At 62.2% G+C, this 222-nt stretch carries 1 protein-coding gene; it reads left to right on the forward strand.

What is annotated here, in order from left to right; all coding sequences use genetic code 11:
- A partial coding sequence (locus A3736_RS17660) for a bacteriorhodopsin-like (RefSeq protein ID WP_233999358.1) occupies nucleotides 1-222 on the forward strand: 222 nt, incomplete at both ends.

The raw sequence follows: 222 nt of genomic DNA on the forward strand, positions 1-222 counted from the left end.
TTATCGTGGAAGTGCGCGGCGTGATCACGCGCGGCGTGCAGACTAGCCCGGCGCAATTGCAGACGTGGCCGAAGAACATCTGGTGGTATTTCCTTGCCACCTGGGGCCTCTATCCTATCGCCTACGCCCTGCCGCAGCTGGGCTTCACCGGCGACGTGGTGGTGGTGCGCCAGCTGCTGTTCTCGATCGCGGACATCTCGTCCAAGCTGATCTACGGCATCA

Origin of the sequence: Erythrobacter sp. HI0063 (assembly GCF_001635685.1) — a bacterium.
Lineage (GTDB): Bacteria > Pseudomonadota > Alphaproteobacteria > Sphingomonadales > Sphingomonadaceae > Qipengyuania.